The 3,812-nt window shown below is 69.4% G+C and carries 3 protein-coding genes and 1 pseudogene; 3 read left to right on the forward strand and 1 reads right to left on the reverse strand.

The annotated features are described in order from the left end of the window. Positions 1–504: pseudogene (locus tag FV228_RS22840) on the reverse strand (hypothetical protein); the annotation flags it as partial. Positions 505–777: 273 nt separating this feature from the next. Between FV228_RS22840 and FV228_RS22845 the strand changes: the two are divergent. Genes FV228_RS22845 through FV228_RS22855 form a run of 3 tightly spaced genes read left to right on the forward strand, consistent with a single transcriptional unit; the run spans position 778 to position 3,515 of the window. Continuing rightward, the gene (locus FV228_RS22845) at positions 778–1,749 is read left to right on the forward strand and encodes a GDP-L-fucose synthase (RefSeq protein ID WP_147856692.1); all 972 of its coding nucleotides are present in this window, start codon (positions 778–780) and stop codon (positions 1,747–1,749) included. 47 nt (positions 1,750–1,796) lie between these two features. Then, a complete protein-coding gene (locus FV228_RS22850) occupies positions 1,797–2,828 on the forward strand; it encodes an SGNH/GDSL hydrolase family protein (RefSeq protein WP_147856690.1) in 1,032 nt (343 codons plus the stop codon). Between the two features lie 3 nt (positions 2,829–2,831). Then, positions 2,832–3,515, forward strand: a complete 684-nt coding sequence (locus FV228_RS22855; RefSeq protein WP_147856691.1) for a GDSL-type esterase/lipase family protein — start codon at positions 2,832–2,834, stop codon at positions 3,513–3,515. The last annotated feature ends 297 nt before the right edge of the window (positions 3,516–3,812 follow it).

Below are 3,812 nucleotides of genomic sequence, written 5' to 3' on the forward strand. Positions count from 1 at the left end.
GCCCGCACCACCGGCACCGCCTGCTCCGCCGGTACCGCCACCGGTGCCGCCACCGCCGCCGGCGACTCCGCCGACGGTGCCGAGGTACAGTCCGGTCCCGAGCAGGCCCTGACCGGGGCCGGTGGTCCCGACCAGCAGGCCGGTCCCGAGGACGCCGCCGCTGGTGCTGCCGACATTCAGGCCCGTGCCGAGGACGCCGGTGCCGGGATTGGTGGTGCCGACGGTCACCCCGGTCCCAAGGACGCCGCCGCCGGTGGTGCCGACATTCAGGCCGGTCCCGAGGATGCCGGTACCGGGATTCGTGGTGCCGACCGTGATTCCTGTTCCCAGGATACCGCCTCCGGTTGTATCAAGAGTCCCACGGAGAAGTTGCGCCTGCGCCGGTGCGACAACCGGGAGGGCGAGCAGGGTGCCGGCCAGCAGGGGGGCGATGCGGCCGGCCGTCCGGCGCAGGGCGGCATTCGATGTCCGCGGCCCAGCCGGGACGTCGGTCGAGTTACGCATCTCAGACTCCATTGCTGCGCGGCCCGGTCGCTTCCACCCCGAACCTGAAGTCCGGTGGGCGCTAGGCTGGTACCGGCACACCTTCTGGTAGAATGCTTAACACCAACTTTCAGTTGTATTTGTATTCGCCACTTCGCGTCTGACGCGGCATCCCCCGCTCCGAAGCGGCCGCGATGCCGTGCGCCTCAGAAAATCCGCCTTTACGCGGCGATATCCGCCCCGGACGGGGGTATGCTGGCCGAGCGAGCGCTGGCCGCAGGGATTGGACGCGTGATGGACGGGCGGGACAGGACCATCTTCGTTGCGGGGCACCGCGGGATGGTGGGGTCGGCGATCGTGCGCCGGCTGCGGGAGCTGGGCTACGGGCGCATCCTCACGGCGGACCGGCAGGCCCTCGACCTGCTCGACCAGGCCGCGGTCCGGGCCTTCTTCGCCCGGAACCGGATCGACATGGTCTACCTCGCCGCCGCCAAGGTCGGCGGCATCCACGCCAACAACACCTACCCGGCCGAGTTCATCCACGAGAACCTGCTGATCCAGGCGAACCTGATCCACGCCGCGCACGTGGCCGACGTCGACCGGCTGCTGTTCCTGGGCTCCTCCTGCATCTACCCGAAGCACGCCGAGCAGCCGATGCGCGAGGACGCGCTGCTCACGGGGATCCTGGAGCCGACCAACGAGCCCTACGCGATCGCCAAGATCGCGGGGATCAAGATGTGCGAGAGCTACAACCGCCAGTACGGGCGCCGCTACCGCAGCGTGATGCCGACCAACCTGTACGGGCCCAACGACAACTTCCATCCGCAGAACGCCCACGTGCTGCCGGCGCTGATGCGGCGCCTGCACGAGGCCAAGCAGGCGGGAAGCGCGTCCGTCACGGTCTGGGGCACCGGCCGGGCGATGCGCGAGTTCCTGCATGTCGACGACATGGCGCGCGCCAGCGTGTTCGTGATGGAGCTGGACGACGCGGTCTACGCGGCCAACACCCGGCCGGACCTGTCGCACATCAACGTCGGCACCGGCGCGGATTGCACCATCCGCGAGCTGGCCGAGGCGCTGGCCCGGGTGATCGGCTACGCGGGCCGCCTGGAGTTCGACGCGACCAAGCCCGACGGCACGCCGCGCAAGCTGATGGATGTCTCGCGCCTGCGCGCCATGGGCTGGCAGCCGCAGATCGATCTCGACCGGGGCCTGCGCCAGACCTACGGGTGGTTCCTCGAGAATCACGCCACGCTGCGCGGCTGACGCCGGACGCAGCACGACACCGCATCCGACCGGGTGGGAGAACCAGCATGGCCCAACGGGCCCCCGACGACATCGAGCAGGCTCGGCGCCGCACGTTCCTCCGCGACTTCCACAATTTCGATTCGAACATCCGTTTCCCGGCGCCCTACACGCAGTTCGCCGGCAAGCCGCTGTCGTCCGCGGCGGGCCAGAACTGGCGCTACGACGCGCTAGGCTACCGGAACGACATGCACGCGGAGGCGCGCTCGCCCGCGGAGACGCTGCGCGTGTTCGTGGTCGGCGACAGCACGTTGATCGACGGCCAGGTCTTCGCCGACACCATCCCGGGCCGATTGGAGACCGGGCTGAAGCGCCTGCACGGCGAAGGCGCCCGGGTCTACAATTTCGGTGCGACCTCCGTCTGCCTGAACCAGATGATCGCCCTGATCACGACCCGGCTGATGGACCTTCAGCCCGACGTGATCTTCGTGATGGGCGGCGCCACCGACATCTTCCAGCCCTGGAGCTTCGATCCGCGCGCCGGCTACCCATACAACCACTTCGCGCAGGAAACCCTGTACGACTACTTCTTCAACACGACGAAGTCGGGCGCGGACGCCGAGGACCTGAGCTACGACAGCCTGCAGGCGCTGATCTTCGGCCGGCTCGACAACCTCCGGGCGCTGACCAACTGGCAGTCCGACATCTGGGAATGGGAAGTGGTGCGCCAGTTCGAGCTGGCACTGAAGCGCCTCGCCCGGCTGTCGGGGGGCATCGGCGCGCCGGTGCGGTTCCTCCTGCAGCCGGCGATCGTGCGCAAGACCGAGCGAGTCGGCGACGAGCAGAACACCGCCTCCCAAGAATTTTTGGGCTATCTCGACCGCCAATACACCCGGATCGAGCAGGTTCTGGGCCGGCTCGACGCCGATGGCCTCACGCAGGGGCCGTTCACGACCCGGGACCTCAGCCGGATCTTCGAAGCCGATACGCGAGCCCTGTTCACCGACATCGTCCATGTCGGCTCCGAGGGCCGCCAGGCGATCGCCGACCGCCTTGCGGCCGAGATCGCGGAGGTGCTCGGCCTCCCCGCGGAGGCGTAGGCGTTGGTCGCGCCGATCGTGTTCATCGGGGACTCGATCACCGAGGCCTGGGGATTCCACCGGGCCGAGACCTTCGCGGCCCACGACCTGATCCCCCGGGGCGGGTCCGGCCAGACGGCCCGCTGGATCACCATGCGGTTCCGCCGCGACCTGGAGGAGACCGGCGCCCGGGGCGTCCACCTCCTCTGCGGCGTCAACGATATCGGGCGCAACGAGGGGTTCTTCGTCCCCGCCGACGAGATCGCCCGGACGCTGGCCGGCATGCTCGACGAAGCCCGGGCGATGGGCGTGACGGCCTGGGTCGGCTCGATCATGCCGGCCGCCCGGATCCCGTGGAATCCAGAGGTCCCCGACGCCCCGGCGATGATCGCTGCGGTGAATGCCTGGCTCCGCGACCACGCGCACGAGCACGGCGCGACCTTCATCGACTACCACGCGGTGCTGGCGGACGGATCCGGGGCGCTGCGCCGGGCCTACACCACCGACGGCCTCCATCTCAGCCCGGCTGGCTACAAGGCGATCGAGCCGCTGATGCTGTCGGCGTTGGGGCGGGCGCCGGTAGGGGATGTGCACCACGCGCCCGGCGGTGCGACGAGGCGGAAGTTCGGCAGACGGTGGCGTGCGGTGCTTGCCGCCGCGGTTGCGATCGTGATCGCCGGCCTGATCCTCATGCTGGCCCTGCGCTGATGAGGAAGTCGGCTCGGCGATAAGCCCAGGCATCATCTCGACGCGTGGACATCCAACGCGTCATCCCCGGGGCCGCGAAGCGGCGCCCGGGATCCAGTCGATTTCCCAATCCCGAAAGACGGCGTCTCCCGAAACCAGTTCTCCATCACACCCGCCGCACCGCCCCGTGCGCCGCGCTGGTGGTGAGCATCGCGTAGGCGCGCAGAGCCGTGGTGACCTTGCGCTTGCGCGGGCTGATCGGCCTCGTGCGCGACGGCGACACCATCGCCATCGACATCCCGGCCCGCTCCATCGACC

The organism is Methylobacterium sp. WL18 (assembly GCF_008040015.1).
GTDB classification, from domain to species: Bacteria; Pseudomonadota; Alphaproteobacteria; order Rhizobiales; family Beijerinckiaceae; genus Methylobacterium; species Methylobacterium mesophilicum.